We start from the raw sequence: 23,950 nt of genomic DNA, 5'->3' as shown, positions 1-23,950 counted from the left end.
GTAGAGTCGTTTCATGGAAAAGGTCAGGCAGACTGCCGGGCGGAATGTACCCCGTCATGTCGCAGTCATCATGGATGGCAACAATCGCTGGGCAAAACGGCGTCTTTTACCGGGCGTAGCTGGGCATAAGGCCGGAGTCGATGCGGTGCGAGCTGTCATCGAAGTGTGCGCCGAAGCGGGTGTCGAGGTACTGACGTTGTTCGCCTTCTCCAGCGAGAACTGGCAGCGGCCGGCCGAGGAGGTCGGTGCGCTGATGGAGCTGTTTCTGACCGCGTTGCGCCGCGAGGCGCGCAAACTCAATGAAAACGGCATCAGCTTGCGGATCATTGGTGATCGTTCGCGCTTCCATCCCGAGCTGCAGGCTGCAATGCTCGAAGCGGAAGAAATGACCGCCGGCCCTGGCCGTTTCGTACTTCAGGTTGCTGCCAACTATGGCGGTCAATGGGACATTCTCCAGGCCGCTCAGCGGATGGCTCGTGAAGCACAGGCGGGACACCTCGATCCGAACGAGATCTCGCCGGCACTTTTCCAGAGCTATCTCGCAACGGCTGATATGCCGTTACCTGACCTTTGCATTCGCACTGGTGGTGAGCGGCGCATCAGCAATTTTCTGTTGTGGCAACTGGCTTACGCCGAGTTGTATTTTTCTGATCTGTTCTGGCCGGATTTCAAGCACGATGCCATGCGCACTGCACTGGCCGATTTCGCCAAGCGGCAGCGGCGTTTCGGCAAGACCGGTGATCAGGTTGAAACGGAGGTCCGAGCAGAATGCTGAAGCAACGCGTCATTACCGCAGCTGTCTTGCTACCAATCGCACTGATCGGTTTCTTCCTGCTCGAAGGGCTCGCATTCGCCTTGTTCATTGGTGTTGTGGTGGTGCTGGGTGGCTGGGAGTGGGCGCGCTTGGCGGGATTTGCCAGTCAGGTTGCACGGATTGGCTATGCCGTAGTCGTCGCGCTGCTGTTGATCTTGCTGTATCGATTGCCGGCGGCTGCCGCCTGGCTGCTCCCTCTCAGTGTGGTTTGGTGGCTGGCTGCAACGGCCCTGGTGCTCGGTTACCCAGGTAGCCAGCGCCATTGGGGTGGTCGCGTGGGTAGCCTGGTGATCGGCTTATTGATTTTGTTGCCGGCGTGGCAGGCATTGGTGCAGCTCAAGCAGTGGCCGCAAGGCAACTGGCTGATCGTGGCAGTGATGGTCCTGGTCTGGGCTGCCGATATTGGGGCCTATTTTTCCGGCAAAGCGCTGGGGCGGCGCAAGTTGGCGCCTCAGGTCAGTCCGGGCAAGAGTTGGGAAGGCCTGGTCGGTGGGCTCATCACCAGCCTGTTGATTACGCTCGCTGTTGGGCTTTATCGGGGGTGGTCTCCCCGCGAGCTGGTATTGGCGCTGCTCGGTGCTGCGCTGGTCGTCGTGATTTCGGTCGTAGGTGATCTGACCGAAAGCATGTTCAAGCGCAGCTCGGGAATCAAGGACAGCAGTCAGTTGTTGCCTGGGCACGGGGGCGTGATGGATCGCATCGACAGCCTGACCGCTGCGGTGCCGGTTTTCACCGTTCTGCTGTGGCTGGCTGGGTGGGGTGCTTGGTGAGCGCACCCCTACAGGTCACGGTCCTTGGCGCGACGGGATCGATCGGGCTGAGTACGCTGGATGTGATGGCTCGTCATCCCGAGCGCTACCAGGCCTTCGCACTCACGGCGTTTAGTCGTATCGCCGAGCTGCGCGATTTGTGCCGCCTGCATCGCCCCCGATATGCTGTGGTCGATGGTAGCGACAAGGCTCGGGAGCTCCAGGGGCAGCTCGACTCCGACGGAATCAAGACTCGTGTGCTGGTAGGCGAGGGTGGACTGAGCGAAGTTGCGGCCCATCCCGAAGTCGATGTGGTGATGGCTGCGATTGTCGGCGCCGCAGGCCTGCGCCCCACTCTGGCGGCGGTTCAGGCCAGCAAGCGGGTATTGTTGGCGAACAAGGAGGCGCTGGTCATGTCCGGCGCGCTGTTCATGCAGGCGTTGCGCGACAGCGAGGCGGTGCTGCTGCCCATCGATAGCGAGCACAACGCTATATTTCAATGTCTGCCGGGCAACTATGGCCATGGGCTCGGCAGCGTCGGGGTGAGGCGGATTCTGCTTACCGCATCCGGCGGGCCGTTCCGTCAGCTACCGCCGGAGCAGCTTTCAGCGGTCTCCGCCGATCAGGCATGTGCGCATCCGAACTGGTCCATGGGACGAAAGATCTCTGTGGACTCGGCCAGCATGATGAACAAGGGGCTCGAGCTCATCGAGGCGTGCTGGCTGTTCAATGCGCGTCCCGATCAGGTCGAGGTGGTCATTCATCCGCAAAGCGTCATTCACTCGATGGTCGACTACATCGATGGCTCTGTGCTGGCACAGCTCGGGAACCCGGACATGCGCACGCCTATCGCTCATGCGCTGGCGTGGCCGGAGCGAATCGATTCAGGCGTGTCGGCATTGGATCTGCTGCAGACCGGCCGTCTGGATTTCGAAGCGCCCGACCAGCAGAGGTTCCCTTGTTTGCGTATTGCTCGGCAGGCTGCCCAGGATGGCGGAACGGCACCGGCAATGCTCAATGCGGCGAACGAGGTGGCGGTGGATGCATTTCTCAACGGTCGCATTCGCTTCACCGAGATCGCGAGTATCATCGAGGACGTTCTCGATCTGGAAGCGTCGGTTCCGGCCCGCTGTCTGGCGGATGTGTTTGCGGCCGATGCGCAGGCCCGAACGTTGGCGGCGCGTTGGTTGCATAGTCGCAATCGCTAACGGTTGAGGGTGTTCGCTTAGCAAAGCGATACAGGGCTCTGGGTTCGCCGGAGTCGGGAGCCGCTGAACAAGCCTTTCGAGGCAGAGGAAAATATGGGCGCGCTGTACATGATTATGGGCACCCTGGTGGCGCTGGGTGTGCTGGTAACCTTCCATGAATACGGGCATTTCTGGGTCGCGCGTCGTTGCGGCGTCAAGGTCCTGCGGTTCTCGGTAGGCTTCGGTCGTCCCCTACTGCGCTGGCATGATCGCCAAGGCACCGAGTTCGTCCTGGCGGCGATTCCGCTTGGCGGTTACGTGAAAATGCTCGATGAGCGAGAGGGTGATGTACCTCCGGCGCTGTTGGAGCAGACGTTCAATCGCAAGACGGTCAAACAGCGCTTCGCTATCGTATCGGCTGGGCCCTTGGCCAACTTTCTGCTTGCCCTGGTGTTCTTCTGGGCGCTGGCGATGCTCGGCACCGAGCAGGTTCGGCCAGTGGTGGGCGCCGTCGAGGCTGGCAGCCTCGCCGAGCGAGCCGGGCTGGCGGCCGGGCAGGAAATCGTCGGGATCAACGGCAAACCCACCTCCGGCTGGGCTGAGGTCAACCTTCAGCTGATCAGGCGGCTTGGAGAAAGCGGTTCGCTGGAGATTCTGGTGCGTACCGATGGTGATCGGACGCGGCGTCTGCAGCTGGAACTCAATGACTGGCTCAAAGGTGTCGAGGAACCGGATCCGATAGGTTCGCTGGGTATCCGGCCCTGGCGGCCGGAAATCGCCCCGGTCGTTGCGCAGCTGGATCCCGAAGGGCCTGCGCAGGCAGCGGGCGTGCGTCTTGGTGATCGTCTGGTCAGCCTGGACGGCGAGCCGCTGAATGAATGGCAGCAAGTCATCGATCGTGTAAAGCCCTTGGCTGGTCGATCTGTGCAGTTGGAGGTCGAGCGTGACGGACAGCTCGTCGACCTGCCTCTGACACTGGCCGAGCGTGGCGAGGGCGAAAGCCGTCGGGGCTATTTGGGGGCCGGCGTTGCCGCTAGCGAATGGCCTGCGGACATGCTTCGAAGCGTCCGCTATGGGCCCGTCGAAGCGGTGGGGGAAGGGCTTCGCCGCACCTGGACGATGAGCGTCCTGACGCTCGATTCGCTGAAGAAAATGGTCTTCGGTGAGCTCTCGGTAAAAAACTTGAGCGGTCCGATAACCATTGCTAAAGTGGCGGGCGCTTCTGCACAGTCCGGCGTGGGCGACTTTCTCAATTTCCTCGCCTACCTGAGCATTAGCCTTGGAGTGCTCAATCTATTGCCTATCCCGGTCCTGGATGGTGGGCATCTGCTCTTCTATTTGGTCGAGTGGGTCCGTGGACGTCCCTTGTCGGACAAGGTCCAGGGCTGGGGAGTACAGATCGGCATCAGCCTGGTAGTTGGGGTGATGCTGCTTGCGTTGGTCAACGCCCTGGGCCGCCTTTAACCGCCATATACCTTGATGTCGCCGCGCCACGCGCAGGTTCAATTATCAGGTTTGAAAAGAAAGGACTTCATGAAACGTCTGCTGCTACCTGCGGTAATTTCCGCACTGATGATTGCCGAAGTTCACGCCGAGTCCTTCACCATCTCCGATATACGTGTCAATGGCCTGCAGCGTGTCTCCGCCGGTAGCGTCTTTGGCGCCTTGCCGTTGAACGTCGGACAGGCCGCCGATGACAGTCGTCTGGTAGACGCAACTCGTGCGCTCTTTCGCACCGGCTTTTTCGAGGATATCCAGCTCGGGCGTGAAGGCGATGTGCTGGTAATCAATGTGGTCGAGCGGCCATCGATTTCTGGCATCGAGATCGATGGCAACAAGGCGATCAAGACCGAAGATCTTCTTTCCGGTTTGCAGCAGTCGGGCCTGGCCGAGGGCGAGATCTTCCAGCGTGCCACGCTCGAAGGCGTGCGCAACGAATTGCAGCGCCAGTACGTCGCGCAAGGCCGTTACTCGGCCACCATCGAGACCGAAGTGGTCCCACAGCCACGTAACCGCGTTGCGCTGAAGATCAATATCAACGAAGGATCGGTTGCTGCGATCAAGCACATCAATGTCGTTGGTAACTCGGTCTTCCCCGAGGAAGACTTGACCGACCTATTCGAGCTGAAGACCAGCAACTGGCTGTCGTTCTTCCGCAATGACGACAAATACGCGCGCGAAAAGCTCTCAGGCGACCTTGAGCGCCTGCGTTCCTATTATCTGGACCGCGGCTACATCAACATGGATATCACCTCGACCCAGGTATCCATCACGCCGGACAAGAGAGACGTCTATATCACGGTCAACATTGCCGAGGGCGACCGCTACACAGTCAGCGACGTCAAGCTCAGCGGTGATTTGAAAGTGCCGCAAGAGGAACTGCAGACGTTGCTATTGGCCAAGCCAGGGCAGGTTTTCTCGCGCAAGGTCATGACCACCACGTCGGAGCTGATCACTCGACGCCTGGGGAATGAGGGCTACACCTTCGCCAACGTTAACGGCGTGCCGGAAACGAACGACGAAGACAATACCGTCGCGATCACCTTTGTGGTCGATCCTGGCAAGCGGGCCTACGTCAATCGCATCAATTTCCGCGGTAACACCAAGACGGAAGACGAAGTGTTGCGTCGTGAGATGCGCCAGATGGAGGGCGGCTGGGCATCGACCTACCTGATCGACCAATCCAAGACGCGTCTAGAGCGCCTGGGCTTCTTCAAAGAAGTGAATGTCGAAACACCGCAGGTGCCCGGCACCGACGATCAGATTGACGTGAATTACAGCGTCGAAGAGCAGCCGTCCGGCTCGATCATGGCGAGCATCGGCTTCGCCCAGAACGCTGGTCTGATTCTCGGTGGCTCGATCAGCCAGAACAACTTCCTCGGCACCGGCAACCGAGTCAGCCTCGGGCTGACGCGCAGCGAATATCAGTCGCGCTACAACTTCGGTTTCGTCGATCCCTACTGGACTGAAGACGGCGTCAGCCTCGGCTACAACGCCTTCTATCGCACTACCGATTACGACGAGCTGGACTATGACGTGTCCAGCTACTCGGTCGACAGTCTAGGTGCGGGCGTCAATATCGGCTATCCGATCAGCGAGACGTCACGGCTATCCTTCGGCTTGTCCGCGCAACAGGACACCATCGACAGCGGTCGTTACACGGTCGACGAAATTTTCGATTTCATGGAAGAGGAAGGCGATAGCTACCTCAACTTCAAAGCATCGGTGGGCTGGTCCGAATCCACCCTGAACCGCGGCGTGTTGGCGACGCGAGGACACTCGCAGAGCCTGTCGCTGGAAACCACCATTCCGGGCAGCGACCTGTCGTTCTACAAGCTCGACTACAATGCGCAGCTTTTCGTTCCGGTGACCAAGACGTACACCATGCGGCTACATACCCAGTTGGGCTATGGCGACGCTTACGGATCGACCTCACGCCTTCCTTTCTATGAGCATTACTATGCCGGCGGTTTCAATTCGGTTCGTGGCTTCGAGGACAGCAGTCTAGGACCGCGCAGTACGCCGAGCCGAGGCGAGGACGTGACCGGGAATGAAGGCACCATTGCCGACCCGGACCAGGATGCGTTGCCTTATGGTGGTAACGTATTGATCCAGGGTGGGATGGAGCTGCTCTTTCCTATGCCATTCGTCAAGGATCAGCGTTCGCTGCGCACCTCGGTGTTCTGGGATGTGGGTAACGTCTACGATACGAATTGCCCGTCGGGCTCTGCCAAGTGCAGCGACATCGATATTGGCGACATGGCCAGTTCGGTCGGCGTCGGTCTGACCTGGATCACCGCCATGGGGCCCTTGAGTTTCAGTCTGGCGATGCCAGTGATGAAGCCGGACGATGCTGATACCCAAGTCTTCCAGTTCTCGCTGGGCCAAACCTTTTAATCACCTGGAGCGACGCTCCAGCGCATTTATGAAGAGTGGTATATACCGTGCGTAAGTTGACCCAATTGCTTGTTGTTGCCGCTGCCCTGGTGGCGACCCCCGCATTCGCCGAGATGAAAATCGCGGTAATGAACTATCAGATGGCTTTGCTCGAATCAGACGCCGCCAAGCGCTATTCGGTCGACGCGGAAAAGAAATTCGGTCCGCAACTGGAGAAGCTCAAAGGATTGGAAAGCGATGCCAAGCGCATCCAGGACCGCCTGGGCAAGGACGGTGACAAGATGCAGCAGGCCGAGCGTGAACGTCTCGAACTCGAATTTAAGCAGAAGGCCCGTGATTTTCAGTTCCTTTCCAAGGAGCTCAACGAGTCCAAGGCTGCCGCCGATCGCGACATGCTCAAGCAGCTCAAGCCGAAGCTGGACAAGTCTGTAGAAGAGGTCATCAAAAAGGGTGACTACGACCTGGTGCTCGAGCGCGGAGCTGTGGTTGATGTCAAGCCGCAATACGACATCACGCGCCAGGTCATTGAGCGCATGAATCAGTTGCGCTGATGAGTGAGGTTGTCTATACGCTTGGCGATCTTGCCGAGCGGCTAGGAGCTGAACTACGCGGCGATGCCTCGCTGCGGGTGTCGGGGCTGGCAACGCTGCAAGATGCCGGTCCTGAGCAGTTGAGCTTCCTGGCTAATGCGCAGTATCGGAAGTTTCTCGCCACCACGCATGCGGGCTGCGTGCTGCTGACCGCGAAGGATGCCGAGGGCTATGCTGGCGCCGCGCTGGTGGTCGTCAATCCGTATCTTGCCTATGCGCGGCTCTCTCATCTATTCGAGACACGGGCTCAGGCACCTGTAGGCATCCACCCCAGCGCCGTTGTTGATCCAAGTGCCGAGATCGACGCTACCGCGCGTATTGGTGCTCAAGTGGTAATCGAGGCCGATGCCTGGATCGGGCCCAACGTAGAAATCGGTGCCCAGTCGGTGGTCGGTGCGAGGAGCCGCATCGGCGCCGGTGGTCGACTGGCCGCCCGGGTGACGCTATGTCACGACGTGATCATCGGCGAGCGGGTGGTCATTCAGCCAGGTGCGGTGATTGGCGGCGAAGGCTTCGGCTTTGCTAACGAGCGGGGCAGTTGGGAAAAGATTGCTCAACTCGGCGGCGTTCGTATCGGTGACGACGTAGAGATTGGCGCTAATACCACCATCGATCGCGGTGCGATATCGGACACAGTGATCGGCAACGGCGTGAAGCTGGATAACCAGATCATGATCGCTCATAACGTCCAGATCGGCGATAACACCGCCATGGCTGGCTGTTCGGGAATATCCGGGAGCACGAAAGTCGGCCGCAACTGCATGATTGCCGGGGGTGCTGGGCTCGTTGGTCACATCGAAGTTTGCGATAACGTGTTCATTACCGGCATGACCATGGTCACCCGGTCAATCACCGAGCCGGGAAGCTATTCTTCCGGGACAGCCATGCAGACCGCCGCCGAATGGCGCAAAAGTGCGGCCCGGATTCGTCATCTTGATGACATGGCGCGCCGCCTGCAACAAGTGGAAAAACGCCTGGCCTCCGTGACCCCAAGCGGGGATGCGTCTTCTGATGCCTGATCCTGTCGTCTGATTGCCTCCTGCTAAAGGCTCGCGCCAGCGGGTTGCACGGCAGCGGTGCCGTGCTGGCTCCCATAATCCTTACGGGCTTTTTCTACATATGATGGATATCAACGAGATTCGCGAATACCTTCCGCACCGTTACCCCTTTCTGTTGGTTGATCGGGTGGTGGAGTTGGACACGGATGCCAAGCGGGTTCGCGCCTACAAGAACGTCACCATCAACGAACCCTTCTTTAACGGGCATTTCCCGCAGCATCCAATCATGCCGGGTGTGTTGATTATCGAAGCCATGGCGCAGGCCGCCGGGCTGCTCGGTTTCAAGATGATGGGGGTGAAGCCAGCCGATGGCACACTTTATTACTTCGTCGGTTCGGATAAGCTGCGTTTTCGTCAGCCGGTTGTTCCGGGCGATCAATTGATTCTCGAAGCAACCTTCATCAGTGCCAAGCGTGGGATCTGGAAGTTCGATTGCCGCGCCAGCGTTGATGGCAAACCCGTATGCTCTGCCGAAATCATTTGTGCGGAACAGAAGATATGAGTTTGATCGACCCTCGCGCCATCGTCGATCCTGCGGCCCGGCTGGCGGATGACGTCCAGGTCGGACCTTGGTCGATCATCGGCCCGGACGTCGAAATAGGCGAGGGGACGGTGATCGCGTCTCACGTGATCATCAAGGGACCGACCCGCATCGGTCGGTACAATCGAATTTTCCAGTTTTCTTCGGTAGGTGAAGATACGCCGGACCTCAAGTACAAGGGTGAACCGACCCGCCTAGTGATCGGCGATCACAACGTGATTCGCGAAGGCGTGACCATTCACCGCGGTACCGTGCAGGATCGAAGCGAAACTACCATCGGCGATCACAACCTGATCATGGCCTACGCGCATATCGGCCATGACAGCGTGATTGCCAACCACTGTATCCTGGTGAACAACACCGCGCTGGCGGGGCATGTGCACGTGGGCGACTGGGCGATTCTGTCTGGCTATACCCTGGTTCATCAGTACTGTCATATCGGCGCATACAGCTTTTCGGGGATGGGCACTGCGATCGGCAAGGACGTTCCGGCGTTCGTCACCGTATTCGGCAACCCAGCCGAGGCGCGCAGCATGAACTTCGAAGGCATGCGCCGCAGGGGGTTCAGCGCGGAAGCCATTCTGGCATTGCGCAACGCCTACAAAGTGGTCTATCGCAAGGGGCTGACGGTCGAAGCCGCATTGGCTGCGCTCGCTGACGATGCTCAGACGTTCCCGGAAGTGGCGTTGTTTCGGGACTCGGTGCAATCCTCGAATCGCGGTATTACGCGCTGATATGTCCAGGCCGCTGACAGTCGCGCTGGTGGCCGGCGAAGCGTCCGGCGACATCCTGGGCTCCGGTCTGATGCAGGCGCTCAAGGCGCAGCATCCGGATGTCCAATTCATTGGTATCGGTGGTCCTCGGATGGAGGCGCAGGGGCTGAAATCCTATTTTCCGATGGAGCGCCTGGCCGTGATGGGGCTGGTGGAGGTGCTCGGTCGGCTGCCTGAATTGCTGGCGCGCCGCAAGCGGTTGTTGAAAACCTTCCTCGACGTGCGGCCTGATGTTTTCATCGGCATCGACGCGCCGGATTTCAACCTGGACCTGGCACTTAAACTGCGGCGCAGCGGTATCAAGACCGTGCATTACGTCAGCCCTTCGGTCTGGGCCTGGCGGCAGAAGCGCGTGTTGAAGATTCGCGATGCCTGTGACCTGATGCTCACGCTATTTCCCTTCGAGGCGAAGTTCTACGACGCTCATCAGGTAGCGGTTCGTTTCGTTGGTCATCCGCTGGCCGATGCAATTCCCCTGGAGCCTGATCGCGCGGCTGCCAGGGCTGCGCTGAATCTTCCGCAGGAATGTCCGATCGTCGCGCTGATGCCGGGCAGCCGCGGCGGTGAGGTGGGGCGCCTCGGTGAGCTCTTCCTCAGCGCCGCCGACCGGCTTCGTTCAATGCGCCCGGGTATTCGTTTCGTGGTGCCTTGTGCCGGTCCCGAACGCCGTGTTCAGCTCGAGCAGATGCTGGCGGGGCGAGATCTTCCGTTGACGCTGCTCGATGGGCGATCCCACGAGGCGTTGGCTGCCTGCAACGCGGTGCTGATCGCCTCCGGTACCGCGACGCTCGAAGCGTTGTTGTACAAGCGGCCCATGGTCGTAGCCTATAGCGTCGCGCCGCTGACCTTTCGTATCCTCAAACGCATGGTGAAAAGCCCGTACGTGGCCTTGCCCAACCTGCTGGCTCAGCGTCTTCTGGTGCCGGAGCTTCTGCAGGATGCGGCGACTCCAGAGGCGATGGCGCAGTTGCTGTCGCCCTTGCTGGATAACGGCGACGTACAGACCGAGGGGTTCGACGCCATTCACCGAGCCCTACGCTGCGATGCATCCACTCAGGCGGCCAGCGCGGTGCTTGAACTGGTTGGGGCGAACTGATGCAGATGGGGCTGGATTTCAATCTGGTTGAAGAGCTGGTTGCCGGTGTCGATGAGGTCGGCCGCGGCCCGCTTTGCGGTCCGGTTGTAACCGCGGCGGTGATCCTCGATCCGCGTCGACCCATCGAAGGTCTCAACGACTCTAAGAAACTGACCGAGGCGCGGCGCGAGGCGCTGTTCGATGAGATCTGCGAGAAGGCGCTGGCGTGGTGTATCGCGCGCGCCGAGGTGCAGGAGATCGATCAACTGAATATCCTGCACGCTACCATGCTGGCGATGCAGCGTGCGGTCGAGGGTTTGAGCGTGACGCCGCGGCTGGCGCTGATCGATGGCAATCGCTGCCCGCAACTGGCGGTGCCCAGCGCTTCGGTAATCCAGGGCGACGGCCGGGTGCCTGCCATCGCCGCCGCCTCGATTCTGGCCAAGGTCAGTCGTGATCGGGAGATGTGCGCTCTGGATCTGTGCTATCCCGGCTATGGACTCGCCGCGCATAAAGGCTATCCGACGCCGAACCACCTGGATGCGCTTCAGCGGCTTGGACCGACAATTATTCACCGTCGCTCGTTCGCGCCAGTACGCATTCTGCTGGAGCAGGCCACACAGGCTGAGCCCGTGAGCGTCACGGTCGCATTGCCGGTCTGAATCGGCGCGGCTGGTGATGCAATCCATCACCAGCCGCCTTAATCGTCCTGGCTTTCCGGTACAATTCCCGGCTTGTCGTTTCGCCAGTCCAAGGTCCACTCATGCCCGTCTCCTTCGTCCATCTCCGTCTGCACACTGAATACTCTCTGGTTGACGGCCTGGTGCGCGTCAAGCCGCTGGTCAAGGCGGTTACGGGGGCGGGCATGCCGGCGGTGGCCGTCACGGACCAGAGCAACATGTGCTCGCTGGTCAAGTTCTACAAGGCTGCCCAAGGGGCTGGAATCAAGCCGATCTGTGGCGCCGATATCTGGCTCGCCAGCCGCGATGAAGATGGTCCACTTAGCCGATTGACGCTGTTGGCGATGAACAGCAAGGGCTATCGGAATCTTACCGAGCTGGTGTCGCGTGGCTGGACGGAGGGACAGCGTAACGATCAAATCATCATCGAGCGTGACTGGGCCAAGGCCGCAGCCGAAGGGCTGATCGCGCTGTCCGGCGCCAAAGAAGGCGAAATCGGTCATGCCCTGCTGGACGGCGAAGAGGCGCTAGCCGAAGCGCTGCTGGCCGAGTGGCAGGCGGTCTTTCCGCAGCGATTCTACCTCGAAGTGCAGCGCACCAGCCGAGTCAACGACGAAGAGCATCTTCATGCTGCCGTGGCGTTGGCGCAGCGCTGCAGCGTACCGTTGGTGGCGACCAATGACGTGCGCTTTCTTAAGCAGGAAGATTTCGAAGCCCACGAAACGCGCGTGTGCATCGGTGAAAGCCGGACCCTCGATGACTCGCGGCGCCCGCGCAACTATTCCGATCAGCAATACCTGAAGACGCCCGAGGAAATGTGGGAGTTGTTCAGCGATTTGCCCGAGGCGCTGGAAAATACGGTCGAAATCGCTCGTCGCTGCAATATCGAAGTGCAGCTGGGCACCTACTTCCTGCCGGACTTCCCGGTGCCGGCCGGCATGACCATGGATGAGTACTTCCGCAAGGTCTCGTTCGACGGTCTCGAGGAGCGCCTCGAGGTGCTGCTGCCCAAGGACACGCCCGACTACGAGGCGAAGAAGCAGGTCTATGTCGACCGGCTGAACTTCGAGCTCGACATCATTATTCAGATGGGCTTCCCGGGTTACTTTCTGATCGTTATGGACTTCATCCAGTGGGCGAAGAATAACGGTGTGCCGGTAGGGCCCGGGCGGGGCTCGGGTGCCGGCTCGCTGGTGGCCTACGTGCAGAAGATCACCGATCTCGATCCGCTGGCCTATGACCTGCTGTTCGAACGCTTCCTCAATCCGGAACGGGTCTCCATGCCCGACTTCGACGTCGACTTCTGCATGGATGGGCGCGATCGGGTCATCGATTATGTGGCTGAAAAGTACGGCCGCAACGCGGTCAGCCAGATCATCACCTTCGGCACCATGGCGGCGAAGGCCGTGGTGCGTGATGTGGCGCGCGTGCAGGGCAAGTCCTACGGACTGGCCGACCGACTCTCGAAGATGATCCCTTTCGAAGTCGGCATGACGCTCGAAAAAGCCTATGAAATGGAAGAGCCGCTTCGGGATTTCCTGGCCGTTGACGAGGATGCCCGGGAAATCTGGGACATGGCGCTCAAGCTCGAAGGCATTACCCGTGGTACCGGTAAGCATGCCGGTGGGGTGGTGATCGCGCCGACCAAACTCACCGATTTTGCGCCGATCGCCTGCGATGACGAGGGTGGCAGCCTGGTCACCCAGTTCGACAAAGACGACGTGGAACAAGCCGGTCTGGTCAAGTTCGACTTCCTCGGCCTGCGGACCCTGACGATCATCAAATGGGCCATGGAGACGATCAACCGTGAACAGGCCAAAAAGGGTCTGGAGCCGCTGAACATCGACTTCATCCCGCTGGATGACAAACCGACGTTCTCGCTGCTACAGAAGGCCGAAACTACGGCGGTGTTCCAGCTTGAATCGCGCGGCATGAAGGAACTGATCAAGAAGCTCAAGCCCGACTGCCTGGAAGATCTCATCGCTTTGGTGGCGCTGTTCCGTCCCGGTCCGCTGCAGTCGGGCATGGTCGACGATTTCATCAACCGTAAACACGGTCGCGCGGAAATTTCCTATCCGCATTCGGACTACCAGTACGAAGGCCTCAAGCCGGTGCTGGCGCCTACCTACGGCATCATCCTGTACCAGGAACAGGTCATGCAGATCGCTCAGGTCATGGGCGGTTATACCCTCGGCCAGGCGGACATGCTGCGCCGCGCCATGGGTAAGAAAAAGCCCGAAGAAATGGCCAAGCAGCGCGGCGGTTTCATCGAGGGCTGCGCCAAGAACGGCATCGATGCCGACCTGGCCGGCAACATCTTCGACCTGGTGGAAAAGTTCGCCGGCTACGGTTTCAACAAGTCGCACTCGGCGGCCTATGGCCTGGTCTCGTACCAGACCGCCTGGCTGAAGGCGCATCATCCGTCGCCGTTCATGGCGGCGGTGCTATCAGCGGACATGCACAACACCGACAAGGTGGTCACGCTGATCGAAGAATGCCGCAGCATGAAGCTGCGCATCGACGCACCGGATGTGAACAACTCCGAGTTCAAGTTCACCGTCAGCGACGAAGGGCGGATCATCTATGGGCTGGGCGCCATCAAGGGCGTCGGTGAGGGGCCGGTGGAGGCGATCTGCGAATGCCGCAACGAAGGGGGGGCGTTCAAGGACCTGTTCGATTTCTGCAGTCGCGTCGACCTCAAGCGCATCAACAAGCGGACACTCGAAGCGCTGATCCGCGGTGGCGCACTGGACCGCCTCGGCCCTTATTTCTCCGACGAGCCCAAGACCTATCAGGCCAACATCGATCGCAATCGTGCGGTTCTCCTGTCGGCCATGGAAGAAGCCGTCCAGGCGGCCGAGCAGACCGCTCGCAGCCTCGACAGTGGCCACATGGACCTGTTCGGCGGTCTGTTCGCCGAGCCGGAGGCGGACGTCTATGCCAATCACCGCAAGGCGCGGGAGTTATCGCTGAAAGAGCGCCTCAAGGGCGAGAAGGACACCCTCGGGCTCTACCTGACCGGACATCCGATCGACGAATACGAAGGTGAAGTGCGCCGCTTCGCCCGCCAGCGAATCATCGATCTGCGCCCGGCGCGGGGCGAGCAGACCGTTGCTGGGCTAATCGTCAATTTGCGTGTGATGAAGAACAAGAAGGGCGACAAGATGGGCTTCATCACTCTCGATGACCGTTCCGGGCGCATCGAAGCCTCGCTTTTTGCCGAAGCCTTCAACAGTGCCCAGGCACTGCTGCAGACTGACGCGCTCGTGGTGGTGGAGGGTGAGGTGAGCAACGACGATTTCTCGGGCGGTCTACGCCTGCGGGCCAAGCGGGTGATGAGTCTGGAGGAGGCGCGTACCGGGCTGGCTGAAAGCCTGCGTGTGAAGGTCGCCAGCGATGCGCTGAAGGGGGATCGAGTACGCTGGCTGGCCGATGTCTGCGGGCGTCACCGCGGCGCCTGTCCGATCACGCTGGAATATACCGGTAGCGACGCGCGGGCCCTTTTGCAGTTCGGCGAAAGCTGGCGGATCGACCCGGCCGACAACTTGATACAGGCATTGCGTGACCAGTTCGGGCGCGACAACGTCTTTCTGCAATACCGATAGCGGGACGTAGCGGATTTGCGCGCCGATACTGGCGTGCGGTCCGAGTGACGCCCGACCGGCCCGATCGTTGATCGGGTCATGATTGCGAACATTTTTTGTTCGACCTGAATGCGTCCGTCCCGTAAGGTAGGGCGCAAAAAACGGAACAGCCTCCCGGCCGCCTGGCCGTCGACGCATGACGGATGCCTATGAACCCGAATTTTCTCGATTTCGAACAGCCGATCGCCGACCTGCAAGCCAAGATCGAAGAATTGCGCCTGGTTGGTAACGACAACTCGCTAAACATCGGCGATGAGATTGCCCGCCTGCAGGATAAGAGCGAGTCGCTCACCGAGAGCATTTTCGGCAATCTCACCAGCTGGCAGATCGCCCGTCTGGCTCGCCACCCGCAGCGTCCCTATACGCTCGATTACATCAGCCACCTCTTTACCGAATTCGAAGAGCTGCATGGCGATCGCCATTTCTCCGATGACGCCGCGATCGTCGGCGGAACGGCTCGCCTGAACGGTGAACCGGTCATGGTCATCGGCCATCAGAAAGGTCGTGAGGTCCGCGAAAAGGTTCGTCGCAACTTCGGCATGCCGCGCCCGGAGGGCTACCGCAAGGCATGCCGGCTGATGGAAATGGCCGAGCGCTTCAAGATGCCGATTCTGACCTTCATCGACACGCCGGGCGCCTATCCGGGTATCGATGCCGAAGAGCGCAACCAGAGCGAGGCGATTGCCTGGAATCTTCGGGTCATGGCGCGCCTGAAGACGCCGATCATCGCAACCGTGATCGGTGAGGGCGGTTCGGGCGGGGCGCTGGCCATCGGCGTCTGCGACCAGCTGAACATGCTGCAATATTCCACGTACGCGGTGATCTCCCCCGAAGGCTGTGCCTCGATTCTCTGGCGTACCGCGGACAAGGCGCCGGAAGCGGCCGAAGCCATGGGTGTCACCGCAGAACGCCTGAAGGATCTGGGGATCGTCGACAAGGTGATTTCCGAGCCCCTGGGTGGCGCCCATCGCAATCCTGCGTCGACCGCTGCATCCCTGCGTGAAGAACTGACTGCTCAGCTCGATATGCTCAAGGGGCTCGACACTGAAGCCTTGCTCACGCGGCGCTACGAGCGTCTGATGAGCTACGGCATCGCCTGATAGTTGCGGTTATCGGGACATACAGAAACGGCGGACTATCCGCCGTTTTTTGTGCCTGCCGAAAGACCTCTGGCGCAAGCCCTCCTAAGGCGTGCGGTAAGCGAGCGGCTAATGCCAGGCCTTTCCGGTTTATGCTGTGTTTCCGTATCGGTATTCATGTTTGCAGAGCTGCTACCCCATGTCCCTCGAGTCACGCCTGCTTGATGCCTTGCAACCCTGGCGTACCGCGCCGCATTGGCGCGTGGCGTTTTCCGGGGGGCTCGATTCGACCGTGCTGCTGCATCTGTTGGCGCGTTTGTCGACTCGCGAGCAGCTGCCACCGATAAGCGCGATTCATGTTCACCACGGCCTGCAGCCCGCGGCCGAGGAATGGCCGACGCATTGTCAGTCGGTCTGTGAGCGGCTGGGGGTGACGCTACGCGTCGCGCATGTGCAAGTTGCGTCTGGACCGAGTCTCGAGCGTGCCGCCAGGGAGGCACGCTATGAAGTCTTTAGTGAGCATCTGAAACCTGCTGAGGTGTTGCTCACCGCGCAACATCGGGACGACCAAGCTGAAACCATGCTCTTTCGCCTGCTGCGCGGTGCCGGTGTACGCGGCTTGGCCGGTATGCCTGCGGTCCGAGCGCTGGGTGAAGGTTGGCTGGTGCGGCCGTTGATGGATGTTGGACGCAACGAGCTTGAGGTCTATGCACGTGAGCACGGGCTGGTTTGGGTCGAAGATCCAAGCAATCAGTGCTTCGACCATTCGCGCAACTTTCTCCGTCATCGGGTCATGCCGGTGCTACAGCAGCGCTGGCCGAGCGCTGCAACCAGCATGGTGCGGGCTGCTAAGCATCTGGGTGAAGCGCAGCATCTGTTGAACGACCTGGCCGAAATCGATTTGCGACAAGCCCATGTGGGGGGGCGCTATCCATGGCTAGGGGTGCCGAGCCTGTGCCTCTCTTCACTCAGGACGTTAAGTCCCGCACGTCAGCGTAATGCCCTGCGGCATTGGTTGGTAAATTGGACGACTCTCCCCGACACTGATCATTGGGCTGGCTGGGATGCGCTGCGTGACGCCGCTTCGGATGCCGCGCCGATCTGGCCGCTGGCTGACGGCGAGCTGCATCGGGGCGACGGGCGTATTTGGTGGCTTTCCGGGCCTTGGCTGGTTACACCGTCAGCGTCGGTCGACTGGCTGCGGCCTGATTGTCGCCTGCAGTTGCCGGGCAATGGCAGCGTGCGCTTGAAAAAGCATGGTACCGAGGGTTCGCTGCAGGTGCGTTACCGCCGCGGCGGCGAGTCGTTGAACTTGCCCGGGCGCGGTCACCGTGATCTCAAACGCTTGTTGAACGAGGCAGGACTGCCAAGCTTTGCGCGCGCGCGCCTGCCATTGCTCTATTGCGGCGACGAGCTAGTCGCCGTGGCGAATCTGCCGCAGTTCGATGTCCAAGCGCTATCGTTGTCCTGGACGCCGCCGGCCGACGCCAGGTTTGAGCTGATGGGGTCTTTCGAGTAGACTACGCTCCCGTCCCAATACAGCTTCTGCGGCTTTCTTCGAAAACCGTGGCAGTTGCGCTATTGCCGCCTTCAGGCGTAATGGCACCTTCGCTTTTCCCCGGCGGCGCTGACCGCTTAACGCAGACTTCTAGGGTTTTTCATGACGCGCTACATCTTCGTCACGGGTGGTGTTGTTTCTTCATTGGGGAAAGGCATTGCCTCGGCTTCATTGGCGGCCATCCTGGAGGCGCGGGGCCTGAAGGTCACGATGCTCAAGCTGGACCCTTACATCAACGTCGATCCGGGCACCATGAGCCCGTTCCAGCACGGTGAAGTATTCGTCACCCATGACGGCGCCGAGACCGATCTGGACCTGGGACATTACGAGCGGTTCATCCGCACGACCATGACCCAGAACAACAACTTCACCACCGGCCGCGTCTACGAAGACGTGCTGCGTCGCGAGCGCCGCGGTGATTACCTGGGTGCGACCATCCAGGTCATCCCGCACATCACCGATGAGATCAAGCGCCGCATCATCAAGGGCGCCGGTGATGCCGATGTCGCTCTGGTGGAAGTTGGCGGTACCGTGGGCGACATCGAGTCGCAACCCTTCCTCGAGGCGATCCGCCAGCTGCGCGTCGAAGTCGGCGCCAAGCGCGCCATGCTGATGCACCTGACGCTGGTGCCTTACATCGCCACTGCTGGCGAGACCAAGACCAAACCGACTCAGCACTCGGTCAAGGAGCTGCGTTCCATCGGTCTGCAGCCGGACGTGCTGGTGTGCCGCTCCGATCATCCGATCGATGTGTCTTCGCGTCGCAAGATCGCGTTGTTCACAAACGTTGAAGAGCGCGCGGTGATCAGCCTTGAAGACGTTGACACCATCTACAAAATCCCAGGCGTTCTGCATGCCCAGGGGCTGGATGACTTCGTTGTTGAACGCTTCGGGTTGGAGTGCGGCGGCGCGGATCTCTCCGAATGGGATCGTGTGGTCGATGCCAAGCTGAACCCGGAGAAAGAAGTCACCATCGCCATGGTCGGCAAATACATGGAACTTCTGGATGCCTACAAATCTCTGATCGAGGCAATGAGCCACGCTGGCATCCAGAGCCGTACCAAAGTGAACCTCCGCTATATCGACTCCGAAGACATCGAAAACCAGGGCACCGGCCTGCTGGAAGGTATGGACGCGATTCTGGTTCCAGGCGGTTTCGGCTTGCGCGGCGTGGAAGGCAAGATTGCCACGGTGAAATATGCCCGCGAGAACAAGATCCCCTACCTAGGGATCTGCCTCGGAATGCAGGTGGCGGTAATCGAGTTCGCCCGTGACGTGCTCGGCTGGACCGACGCCAATTCGACCGAGTTCGACAAAGACAGCAGCCATCCCGTCGTCGGTCTGATCACCGAGTGGGCGGATGCCACCGGCACTGTGGAAACCCGCACCGATGCGTCCGATCTGGGCGGCACCATGCGCCTGGGTGCGCAGGAGTGCGGCCTCGAGGCGGGCTCCAACGTCTTTGCTTGCTATGGCAAGGAGCGCATCGTCGAGCGCCACCGCCACCGTTATGAAGTGAACAACAACCTGTTGCCGCAGTTGCAGGCGGCCGGTCTGAAGATCACTGGCCGTTCCGGCGACGGTGCGCTGGTTGAAGTGGTCGAGGCGCCGGATCATCCGTGGTTCGTGGCGTGCCAGTTCCATCCTGAATTCACCTCCACGCCGCGTGATGGCCATCCGTTGTTCAGCGGTTTCGTCAAGGCAGCGCTGGATCATAAGGCGGGCAAGGCATGAGCCAGAAGACCATCCGCGTCGGCAATATCGAGATCGCCAACGACAAGCCGTTCGTACTCTTTGGCGGCATGAACGTGCTGGAGTCCCGTGATCTCGCGCTGCAGATCTGCGAAACCTACGTGAAGGTCACCGAGAAACTCGGCATTCCATACATCTTCAAGGCCAGTTTCGACAAGGCCAATCGCTCGTCGATCAACTCATTTCGCGGTCCGGGCCTGGAAGAGGGCATGCGCATCTTCGAAGAGGTCAAGAAAACTTTCGGCGTGCCGGTGATCACCGACGTTCACGAGCCCTATCAGGCGCAGCCGGTGGCTGAGGTCTGCGACATCATTCAGCTGCCGGCTTTCCTGTCGCGCCAGACTGATCTGGTGGTTGCCATGGCCAAGACCGGTGCGGTGATCAATATCAAGAAGGCTCAGTTCCTCGCGCCTCAGGAAATGAAGCACATCCTCGCCAAATGCGAGGAGGCCGGTAACGATCAGCTGATTCTCTGCGAACGCGGTTCGTCGTTCGGCTACAACAATCTGGTCGTCGACATGCTCGGCTTCGACATCATGAAGCGCATGCAGTATCCGGTGATCTTCGATGTGACCCACGCACTGCAAATGCCGGGTGGCCGTGCCGATTCGGCCGGTGGCCGCCGTGCTCAGGTTACCGATCTGGCCAAGGCCGGGCTCAGCCAGGGGCTTGCCGGCCTCTTCCTCGAAGCGCACCCCGATCCGGACAATGCCAAGTGTGACGGCCCTTGCGCCTTGCGTCTGGACAAGCTCGAACCCTTTCTCACCCAGCTCAAGCAGCTGGATGATCTGATCAAGAATTTTTCGCCAATCGAAACTGCTTGAAGCCTTGAAGCTATCTACGGAGTGTTAATAAAAATGGCAAAGATCGTCGACATCAAAGGGCGTGAAGTTCTCGACTCCCGTGGCAACCCCACCGTGGAAGCGGACGTTATCCTGGATAACGGCATCATCGGCAGCGCCTGTGCGCCGTCCGGTGCTTCTACCGGTTCCCGCGAGGCGCTGGAACTGCGTGATGGCGACAAGAGCCGTTATATGGGCAAGGGTGTGCTGAAGGCCGTCAGCAACATCAACGGTCCAATCCGTGATCTGCTTCTGGGCAAGAATCCGCTGGATCAGAAAGCACTCGACCGCGCTATGATCGAGCTGGACGGCACTGAGAACAAGGCATCGCTGGGCGCCAACGCAATCCTCGCGGTATCGCTGGCCGCTGCCAAGGCCGCTGCTCAGGACCAGGATCTACCCCTTTACGCACATATTGCCAACCTCAACGGCACGCCTGGTCAGTACTCCATGCCGGTACCGATGATGAACATCATTAACGGCGGCGAGCATGCCGACAACAACGTCGATATCCAAGAGTTCATGGTGCAGCCGGTTGGGGCCAAGACCTTTGCCGATGCGCTGCGCATGGGCGCGGAAATCTTCCATCACCTGAAAGCCGTGCTCAAGGCGCGTGGCCTGAGCACCTCGGTCGGTGATGAAGGTGGTTTTGCGCCGAACCTGGCGTCCAACGAGGACGCGCTGGCAGCCATTGCCGAAGCCGTGGCCAACGCCGGTTACAAGCTCGGCGACGACGTCACGCTGGCTCTCGACTGCGCTTCCAGCGAGTTCTTCGAGAACGGCAAGTACGACCTGGCCGGAGAAGGCAAGGTCTTCGACGCGGCTGGCTTCGCCGATTACCTGGCTGGCCTGTCCGAGCGCTATCCGATCATCTCCATCGAAGATGGCATGGACGAGTCCGACTGGGACGGCTGGAAGGTTCTGACCGACAAGATTGGCAAGAAGGTCCAGCTGGTTGGCGACGATCTGTTCGTGACTAACACCAAGATCCTCAAGGAAGGCATCGAGAAGGGCATTGGTAACTCGATCCTGATCAAGTTCAACCAGATCGGCTCGCTCACTGAAACCCTTGAAGCCATCCAGATGGCCAAGGCCGCCGGTTACACAGCCGTAATCTCGCATCGCTCCGGCGAGACCGAGGACAGCACCATCGCCGACCTGGCTGTTGGTACTGCCGCAGGTCAGATCAAGACCGGCTCGCTGTGCCGTTCCGATCGCGTTTCGAAATACAACCAACTGCTGCGTATCGAAGAGCAGCTCGGCGGAAAAGCAGCCTACAACGGTCGTGCCGAGTTTCGCGGCTGAGCCCAGGCATGCTAGAAAGGGCGGCGTTAGTCGCCCTTTTTTGTGGATAAGGATCAGCGCTGCTATGGTCGTTCGTACAAGCGGCGCTTGCAGACTGCTCGTTCAGCAAAGGAAGGCCCAAGCATGTCCCCGACCGCTGCCCATACACCGTTACTGGAAATCAATCGAATCCGTTCCATGCCCTCCATGCGCAGTCCCCACTGGTTGTTCGTCGTACTGATCCTGCTGCTGGGCGGGCTGCAATACCGCCTTTGGGTGGGTGAGGGCAGCCTCGCTCAGGTCAGTGGGCTGAACAAGCAGATCGCCGAACAGCAGGGCGAAAATCAACGCCTGCTCGAACGCAACCGCATTCTTGAAGCTGAAGTGATGGAACTCAAGCAGGGCATGGAAACGGTCGAGGAGCGTGCTCGCCACGAACTCGGCATGGTCAAAGAGGGCGAAACTCTCTACCAGCTCACCGAGTGAGCGTGGCCATGCTTCCGTCGTTCTGGGTTGTCATTCCGGCTGCCGGTGTTGGCAGCCGTATGCGTGCCGATCGGCCCAAACAGTACTTGCCTCTGGCCGGCAAGACGATCATCGAACATACCCTTGACTGCTTTCTCGATCATCCCCGATTGCTGGGATTGGTGGTCAGCCTGGCGCCCGCAGATCCCTACTGGCCCCGGCTGGAGAGCGCCAGTGATTCGCGCATTCAGCGTTCCGATGGTGGAGCCGAACGTGCCGAGTCGGTACTTTCGGGGCTGCGTCGTTTAGCGGAATTGGGCGCACGAGACGAAGAGTGGGTGCTGGTCCATGATGCGGCGCGTCCTAACCTGGCGCGAGATGATATCGATAGACTGCTCGGTGAATTGATGGATGATCCGGTCGGCGGTTTGCTCGCTGTACCTGCGCGCGATACGCTGAAACGGGCCGGGGACGACGGGCGCGTGCAGGAAACCATCGATCGCAGCGTGATCTGGCAGGCCTTCACCCCACAGATGTTTCGCCTCGGCGTGCTACGTGATGCGCTCGCCGGCGCGCTCGAAGCTGGCGCGCCGGTCACCGACGAGGCTTCGGCGCTGGAGTGGGCGGGGCACAGCCCGAAACTGATCGAGGGGCGTTCGGATAATCTCAAGATCACTCGCCCGGAAGATCTGCACTGGTTGGAACAGCGCTGGCAATCCTGATCGTCAGCGCTGTTCAGTTCGGTCGATTGGCGAGGGCCCGTCGTCTCCCGACTAGTAACGATAGATCGCAGCCGCGCCGCTCTGGGTCGGCATGCGTTCGGTTGGTACCGAGATTACTTCACCGCCTTGCTCAATCGTCCAGATAGACAACTCATCGAGCAGGTCGGGCGTGGTGGCCGAGTCATCATCGACCGCTAGCGCCTTGCCCTGCTGCTTATCCGCCACACCCGGAATCTGCCGCTCGGCTTCGACGAGTAATGTTGCTACGCGTCCTTCAAGGGTAGCCTGGCCGATCTGTTCGAGCTCATCGCTGGCCAGGCCCTGCCCGCGTGATTCTCCGTACTGGTCGATGAAGCCTTCCAGGCGCTTGAGGTAACGCGGCTGCATGACCATCCAGCTCTTCTCCCGCAACTCATCGTAGCTGAGCAGCGAAGCATCGTTCTCGATGCCCTCCGGTAGCAGGAACTCGTTGTGGCTGAGCTTGCGAAAATGAAACTGGTGCTCTGGCAGCGCGGCGAGTATCAATGGCAGCCGGGATCTGCGGCTATGGTGTTCGAGAATGGCGCGGTCCACCTCCCGGAAGAAGCGCTCGCGGTCCCGATCGATCTCATCCTGCCGGCCAGCACCTCCGCTTTCCATCTGCATCGGATCGCCGCGCTCGCTGGCGCGACCGTAGCCTTGAGGAAATCCGGTTTGGCCTTTTTCGGTCAGCTCACGACCAAGTGCTTCCTCCAGGGTTTTCGGAACGCCATCGGCGAGCGGCACTTCGTCGATGTCGTCACGGTTGCCCTCGAACAGGCGAACCGAGTCCAGTGTGATCGCGAGGATCTGATAACGGTCGGCGGACTGGGCAATGCGCAGCAACGGTTTGAGGTGCATACGGTCATTGGCGACGGCGAGCTCCGGCACGCTGCGTTGCAGGCGGAATACCTCGAAGTAGTCTGCCGCACCGAACACCGCCAGTCCGTCACGGTTGGAATTCCAGAAATCGATGTCGTCGATCAGGTCATGGAATGGTTTGAGCAAAGTCTTGGCCTGGTCTGCGCGGCCTTGCTGCTTGAGCGAGTCCTCGAGCTGACGGACCAGGTGCTTGAAACGGATAGGGTCTTGCTGGCGCTCGGGAAAGCTGCGATGGGTGGGCTGGTATAACGACAGACAAGGGGCTTCGCGCTTTGCCAGCAGTTGAGACATGGTTTCACGATCGAGCAATCTGTTCATGCACGGCCTCTCTAATAAATCA

Annotated in this window: 20 protein-coding genes; 19 read left to right on the top strand and 1 reads right to left on the bottom strand. The window is 60.1% G+C overall.

Annotation, left to right across the window (positions count from 1 at the left end; genetic code table 11):
• Nucleotides 1-13 precede the first annotated feature (13 nt).
• The 19 genes from uppS to ispD all read left to right on the top strand — a co-directional run bounded on the left by uppS (nt 14) and on the right by ispD (nt 22,710).
• Nucleotides 14-775: a polyprenyl diphosphate synthase gene (gene uppS / locus MCB86_RS09330; RefSeq protein WP_045161287.1), complete on the top strand. Its 762-nt coding sequence runs from the start codon at nt 14-16 to the stop codon at nt 773-775.
• Nucleotides 769-1,584 (top strand): phosphatidate cytidylyltransferase, encoded by an 816-nt coding sequence (locus MCB86_RS09325; protein WP_239610704.1) that lies wholly within the window; start codon nt 769-771, stop codon nt 1,582-1,584. The genes uppS and MCB86_RS09325 overlap by 7 nt, the downstream gene beginning before the upstream one ends.
• Complete coding sequence (ispC, locus tag MCB86_RS09320; RefSeq protein WP_239610703.1) at nt 1,581-2,771, top strand: 1-deoxy-D-xylulose-5-phosphate reductoisomerase; 1,191 nt, start codon at nt 1,581-1,583, stop codon at nt 2,769-2,771. Before MCB86_RS09325 ends, ispC begins: the two co-directional genes overlap by 4 nt.
• A 93-nt stretch (nt 2,772-2,864) precedes the next feature.
• Nucleotides 2,865-4,214 carry an RIP metalloprotease RseP gene (gene rseP, locus MCB86_RS09315; RefSeq protein ID WP_239610702.1) on the top strand — a complete coding sequence of 450 codons (1,350 nt, stop codon included), beginning with the start codon at nt 2,865-2,867 and terminating at the stop codon, nt 4,212-4,214.
• A gap of 69 nt (nt 4,215-4,283) precedes the next feature.
• The gene (bamA, locus tag MCB86_RS09310) at nt 4,284-6,647 is read left to right on the top strand and encodes an outer membrane protein assembly factor BamA (RefSeq protein WP_239610701.1); all 2,364 of its coding nucleotides are present in this window, start codon (nt 4,284-4,286) and stop codon (nt 6,645-6,647) included.
• Nucleotides 6,648-6,694: 47 nt separating this feature from the next.
• Nucleotides 6,695-7,198, top strand: a complete 504-nt coding sequence (locus MCB86_RS09305; protein WP_031310707.1) for an OmpH family outer membrane protein — start codon at nt 6,695-6,697, stop codon at nt 7,196-7,198.
• Nucleotides 7,195-8,256, top strand: a complete 1,062-nt coding sequence (gene lpxD, locus MCB86_RS09300; RefSeq protein WP_239611577.1) for a UDP-3-O-(3-hydroxymyristoyl)glucosamine N-acyltransferase — start codon at nt 7,195-7,197, stop codon at nt 8,254-8,256. The genes MCB86_RS09305 and lpxD overlap by 4 nt, the downstream gene beginning before the upstream one ends.
• A gap of 100 nt (nt 8,257-8,356) precedes the next feature.
• Nucleotides 8,357-8,797 (top strand): 3-hydroxyacyl-ACP dehydratase FabZ, encoded by a 441-nt coding sequence (fabZ, locus tag MCB86_RS09295; RefSeq protein ID WP_045161292.1) that lies wholly within the window; start codon nt 8,357-8,359, stop codon nt 8,795-8,797.
• Nucleotides 8,794-9,570 (top strand): acyl-ACP--UDP-N-acetylglucosamine O-acyltransferase, encoded by a 777-nt coding sequence (gene lpxA, locus MCB86_RS09290; RefSeq protein ID WP_239610700.1) that lies wholly within the window; start codon nt 8,794-8,796, stop codon nt 9,568-9,570. Before fabZ ends, lpxA begins: the two co-directional genes overlap by 4 nt.
• A 1-nt stretch (nt 9,571) precedes the next feature.
• Nucleotides 9,572-10,705 (top strand): lipid-A-disaccharide synthase, encoded by a 1,134-nt coding sequence (lpxB, locus tag MCB86_RS09285; RefSeq protein WP_239610699.1) that lies wholly within the window; start codon nt 9,572-9,574, stop codon nt 10,703-10,705.
• The gene (gene rnhB / locus MCB86_RS09280) at nt 10,705-11,346 is read left to right on the top strand and encodes a ribonuclease HII (RefSeq protein ID WP_239610698.1); all 642 of its coding nucleotides are present in this window, start codon (nt 10,705-10,707) and stop codon (nt 11,344-11,346) included. Before lpxB ends, rnhB begins: the two co-directional genes overlap by 1 nt.
• Nucleotides 11,347-11,447: 101 nt before the next feature.
• Nucleotides 11,448-14,969, top strand: a complete 3,522-nt coding sequence (gene dnaE / locus MCB86_RS09275) for a DNA polymerase III subunit alpha (protein WP_239610697.1) — start codon at nt 11,448-11,450, stop codon at nt 14,967-14,969.
• Between the two features lie 188 nt (nt 14,970-15,157).
• Nucleotides 15,158-16,108: an acetyl-CoA carboxylase carboxyltransferase subunit alpha gene (locus MCB86_RS09270; RefSeq protein ID WP_021206575.1), complete on the top strand. Its 951-nt coding sequence runs from the start codon at nt 15,158-15,160 to the stop codon at nt 16,106-16,108.
• 178 nt (nt 16,109-16,286) lie between these two features.
• The gene (gene tilS / locus MCB86_RS09265; RefSeq protein WP_239610696.1) at nt 16,287-17,606 is read left to right on the top strand and encodes a tRNA lysidine(34) synthetase TilS; all 1,320 of its coding nucleotides are present in this window, start codon (nt 16,287-16,289) and stop codon (nt 17,604-17,606) included.
• Between the two features lie 141 nt (nt 17,607-17,747).
• On the top strand, nt 17,748-19,379 hold the full coding sequence (locus MCB86_RS09260) for a CTP synthase (RefSeq protein WP_045161300.1): 1,632 nt from the start codon (nt 17,748-17,750) through the stop codon (nt 19,377-19,379).
• A complete protein-coding gene (kdsA, locus tag MCB86_RS09255; protein WP_045161301.1) occupies nt 19,376-20,221 on the top strand; it encodes a 3-deoxy-8-phosphooctulonate synthase in 846 nt (281 codons plus the stop codon). Before MCB86_RS09260 ends, kdsA begins: the two co-directional genes overlap by 4 nt.
• A 33-nt stretch (nt 20,222-20,254) precedes the next feature.
• Entirely contained in the window at nt 20,255-21,544 is a 1,290-nt protein-coding gene (gene eno, locus MCB86_RS09250) for a phosphopyruvate hydratase (RefSeq protein WP_239610695.1), read from the top strand.
• A 186-nt stretch (nt 21,545-21,730) separates the two neighbouring features.
• Nucleotides 21,731-22,009: a cell division protein FtsB gene (ftsB, locus tag MCB86_RS09245; RefSeq protein ID WP_045161323.1), complete on the top strand. Its 279-nt coding sequence runs from the start codon at nt 21,731-21,733 to the stop codon at nt 22,007-22,009.
• Nucleotides 22,010-22,017: 8 nt separating this feature from the next.
• A complete protein-coding gene (gene ispD / locus MCB86_RS09240) occupies nt 22,018-22,710 on the top strand; it encodes a 2-C-methyl-D-erythritol 4-phosphate cytidylyltransferase (RefSeq protein WP_045161324.1) in 693 nt (230 codons plus the stop codon).
• A gap of 51 nt (nt 22,711-22,761) precedes the next feature.
• Here ispD and MCB86_RS09235 read toward each other — a convergent pair whose 3' ends face one another.
• A complete protein-coding gene (locus MCB86_RS09235) occupies nt 22,762-23,928 on the bottom strand; it encodes a hypothetical protein (protein ID WP_239610694.1) in 1,167 nt (388 codons plus the stop codon).
• Nucleotides 23,929-23,950 lie beyond the last annotated feature (22 nt).

The organism is Pseudomonas sp. KSR10, from assembly GCF_022355455.1.
Taxonomy (GTDB): domain Bacteria; phylum Pseudomonadota; class Gammaproteobacteria; order Pseudomonadales; family Pseudomonadaceae; genus Stutzerimonas; species Stutzerimonas stutzeri_E.
This window is presented reverse-complemented; position numbering and strand designations above follow the sequence as displayed.